The organism is Paenibacillus sp. 598K, from assembly GCF_003851045.1.
Classification (GTDB): Bacteria; Bacillota; Bacilli; order Paenibacillales; family Paenibacillaceae; genus Paenibacillus_D.
Genome location: NZ_BFBX01000189.1, coordinates 1 through 4556, shown reverse-complemented (window position 1 = coordinate 4556; position 4556 = coordinate 1). Strand labels below are relative to the sequence as shown.

2 protein-coding genes are annotated in these 4556 nt (G+C 58.6%); one reads left to right on the top strand and one right to left on the bottom strand.

The genetic code is table 11. From position 1 onward, the window contains the following. The coding region (locus PA598K_RS34225; protein WP_148092034.1) for a DEAD/DEAH box helicase at window positions 1–1828 on the top strand (1828 nt) is incomplete at its 5' end. Between the two features lie 349 nt (window positions 1829–2177). Here PA598K_RS34225 and PA598K_RS34220 read toward each other — a convergent pair. Beyond that, the coding region (locus PA598K_RS34220; RefSeq protein ID WP_185602403.1) for an S-layer homology domain-containing protein at window positions 2178–4556 on the bottom strand (2379 nt) is incomplete at its 5' end.

The following is a 4556-nucleotide window of genomic DNA, read 5'->3' as shown; positions in this document are numbered from 1 at the left end:
GCAGGAGTTCGCCGAGCTGATCGCCCGGGGCGAGCGTCTGGTGAAGTTCCGCGACCGCTGGATCGCCCTCGATCCGGCGCTGATCGCTCAGATCCGCCGCATGATGGAGGGGATGGACAAGCGCGAGGGGCTGAGCTTCCAGGATGTGCTGCATCTCCACCTGCTGTCGCAGCGGGAGATGGCGGGTGATGAAGCGGGCGACGGCAACGACCAGGCCTCTGAGGCCGACGAGGCGCGTGTCCAGCTCGAGGTCGAGCTGAACGCGCATCTGACCGGCCTGATCGCCCGGATCAACCAGCAGCGCGAGTGGCCGGCGCTCGAGCCGCCGACTGGTCTGCGCGCCGAGCTGCGCAGCTACCAGCGGGACGGCTATGCCTGGCTCGCCTTCCTGCGTCGCTATGGACTCGGCGCCTGTCTCGCCGACGATATGGGCCTCGGCAAGACGGTGCAGCTGATCGCCTACCTGCTGCACACCAAGGAGCAGTCGGAGGAGGAGGCGCGGCTCCCGTCGCTGATCATCTGCCCGACGTCCGTGCTCGGCAACTGGCAAAAGGAGCTCGCCCGCTTCGCGCCGTCGCTGAGCGTGTCGATGCATTACGGCGCCAGACGGAAGAGCGGCGAGGCGTTCCAGGAGGAGGCGCGTCGCGCCGACGTCGTGCTGACCTCCTACGCCACCGCTTCGCTCGATCAAGAGCTGCTATCCAGCTTCCAGTGGGGCGCAGTCTGCCTCGACGAGGCGCAGAATATCAAAAACGCCCAAACCCGGCAAGCGATCGCGGTCAAGAGCTTACCCGCGCTCCATCGCATCGCGCTCACCGGGACGCCGGTCGAGAACCGGCTGGCCGAGCTCTGGTCGATCTACGACTTCATCGTACCGACCTATCTCGGAAGCGCCAAGGCGTTCCAGGAGCGGTTCGCTGCGCCGATCGAGCGGGAGCGGGACGCGCGGCGCACGGCAGAGCTGCAGCGGCTGGTGAAGCCATTCCTGCTGCGGCGCAAAAAGAAGGACCCGGCTATCCAGCTCGACCTGCCGGACAAAAACGAGATGAAAACCTACGTCCCGCTCACCTCCGAGCAAGCGGCGCTCTACGACTCGATCGTCAAGGAGCTGCTCGAGAAGCTGAAGGAGCTGGACGGCATCCAGCGCAAGGGGGCGATCCTCGGTACGCTGACACGGCTCAAGCAAGCGTGTAACCATCCGGCGCTGCTGGACGAGGATACCGCTGTGGAGCCGGGCGAGGCGCCGCCGACGCCCGAGGCGATCGCAGCCCGCTCCGCCAAGCTCGAGCGGCTGCTGGCGATGGTCCAGGAGCTGCGAGCGGAGGACGAGCGCTGCCTCATCTTCACGCAGTACATCGGCATGGGCAAGATGATCCAGGATGTGCTGCAGCGAGAGCTCGGCGAGCCGGTGCTGTACCTGAACGGCAGCACGCCCAAGGCGCAGCGGGACCGGATGATCGAGCGGTTCCAGTCCCGCGATCTGCCGCCTGCGGAGCAGCCAAGCGTCTTCATCCTGTCGCTCAAGGCGGGCGGCGTCGGACTGAACCTGACGGCGGCCAACCACGTCTTCCACTTCGACCGCTGGTGGAATCCCGCCGTCGAGAACCAGGCGACCGACCGCGCCTACCGGATGGGCCAGACGCGCGACGTGCAGGTGCACAAGTTCATCTCGCTCGGCACCCTGGAGGAGCGGATCGACGAGATGCTCGAGAGCAAGCAACAGCTCAGCGACAACGTCATCACCAGCTCCGAGGGCTGGATCACCGAGCTGTCGAACGAAGCACTAACCGAGCTGTTCTCGCTGCGACGGGACTGGTCGGGAGACTAGTATCATCCCGCATCCTAACGCTCGCCCTCGGCCTTATTTCCCTTCATAGACGGGGGCTCCGATTCTAATGCTTGCCCAGGAGCTTATTTCGGTAAAATCGTGCTGAAACGGGCGTTTTTTCACAAATAAGCGCCAGGGCGAGCGTTACGTTATCCGCGCACGCAAAAAACGGCAAATAAGCGCCGTGGCGAGCGCTAAAGTTATGGTATCTTTCCGCACGCTGCCAAGCGCACAAAAGGCGATGCCGAGGACTTCCTCGACATCGCCTTTTCTTTGTTATGCTCTTATAGTGCACTCTTATGTTGCGCTCTTTATGTTGCGCTCTTTATGTCGCGCTTCTTAAACGATTCTACTTCACGATCGTTTCGCCGCCGCTCGGCCGAAGCTGGTAGCTGTGGTCCTGCGACGCTTCCTCGATCTGGTGGAACGCCCAGTGATCCATAGGTACATCCGGCCAGGTCGGCTGGTTCATACCGTACAACGGACCTCTCTCCAGCACCCGGTTAAATACGGTCACCGCCTCAGCGCGGGTCAGGATTTTGTTCGGCTGGAAGCTGCCGTCCGGCATGCCTTCCATATATCCTGCTTCGAATACGTTAGCAATGCCTTGCTCTGCCCAATGCCCTGCGCCTACATCGCTGAAGGTATGGCTGGCATCGCCACGAAGTTCCTTCAGACGAGCAATGATAAGGGCCATCTCCGCCCGGGTAATGTCTCTGTCTGGCTGGAAGCTGCCATCCGGCATGCCTTCCATCAGACCGATACCCGAGACATAACGGATCGCTTCGCTCGCCCAATGGCTGGACGATACATCCGGATAGACTCCCGTGCCCTCGGCTTGAAGATCGAGCACACGGTGCAAAATTACAGCAATTTGCGCTCTCGTCAACGCGTGCAGCGGTTTAAACGTTCCGTCGGGATAGCCAATGATATATGCATCGTGCTTGTCCTCAACACCGCCATCCCGATTCAGAATGGTGAAGGTACTGAACTTCTCGATACCAAAAGTCAGGCCCAGCTTGCCTTTCGCATAGTCGCCCATCTCTGGCGTTACGACTTTCCGTTCGCCGTCGCTGTGTTCGATAAAGATCGCCAGATCCGACAGGAATCTTTCCCGTCCCGAGGTTGCGGTCGGCAAGTTGCTCTCGTTCATCGGCAGCGTGATGAATACTTTACGGCTAGGCATATTGGTTTCGATCGTAAATGGACGATCCACAACGTATACATTGCCGTCATTCAACAGTTCGCGGACAAGCTTCTCTGTTCTCGCCCGTTGTTCAACCAGCTTTCTTTCGTCTTCCTGCTTGATCGGTATCAGATGGAAGTAAAGGTTGTCGTTCAGACCGATCAGCGAGTCGTTCGGAATCGTAATCAGACCATTGTCTGTATAAATCTCCAGGTCCAGCCCCGATTTTTGCACCACTGCCAACGCAGCCGCCGTCAGGTCGATCCGCACATCCTTCACTTCGTCCTTTTCATCCGGGATGACGATGCGCACGGTCGTCGCTCCCGCCTCTAACGTCTTCCGTACAGAGTCTTCTGCTACGGTCGCGCCAAAGGCCACTTCGTCGCTCTTCGTTCCGTCAGCGTTGGTTGTCCGCAAAATTTCGGTTTTCGCGACCACGCCTTTCCCTCTCGCTTCCACATCCACAGTGATCCGTTCCACATTTGACGGAGAGCTTGGAACGCCAGGGTAGTAGATCGGATTCGGGTTGGAAGCTGGCGCAGCTTCCCGAGTCACTTGAATCTTGTAGGTTCTCGTGCTCTCGTCTTGCCCTTTGACCAAGATCGTAATCTCATTCAAGCCAACATTCAACGCGATCGGACCGCTGGCCACTCCGTTCTCTACGATCTGGCCATGTACGGTGATCTGTACATCCGGGTCATCCGGTGTAACGGTAAAGGAAATATTGCTCGTGCTATGGCCCACACTGATCGCATACACACCGTCAGTCCCTGTCGGTTTCAGTGTCCCAATCGACGGTACGATGGTGATCCGATCCGACTTGACCAAGCCTCCTCTGGCATTCTCCAACACGTCCAGCGCTGCGTTAACTTCTGCCTGGGTAGCGTCTGGATCAGCCAACACCTTTTTGGCATCCTCCAATGCTTTCTGAAGGGCTTGCCAGCTTTCTTCTGTATATTGCTCTTGCTTCAAAACTCCCTCCGTCAGGTCATCACTGATCTCGGTTGTTTTGTTCTGCAACGCAGTCTTGTCAACAACAACAGCAACTACATAGGTTACTTCCTCCGACGGATCGGAGTCCGTGTACAACGGGCTGTTCGACTTCGCAACGACCGTCACGCTGTACGTGCCTGGTGCCAGTGCTGGCTCCAAGCTCGGCAAATCCAGCTCCGTTCCTTCCTCTACTACAATGACAAGTGGCTCTGCACCTTCGATTTCAATCGTTACTTCATACGTGTCAGCATGAGGAACCTCTTCCCACGTCAGCACATCGTTCTCAACTAGCTGCGCTTCTGGAGTCGCCAGAGCGACAACAGGGACTGGGACTTCATACGTCACTTCTTCCGACGGATCGGAATCCGAGTACGCCGCGTTGCTCGACTTCGCTACGACCGTCACGCTGTATGTGCCCGGTTTCAGTGCTGGCTCCAAAGCCGACAGATCCAGCTCCGTTCCTTCCTCTACTACAATGACAAGTGGCTCTGCACCTTCGATTTCAATCGTTACTTCATACGTGTCTGCGTGGTTAACTTCATCCCAGCT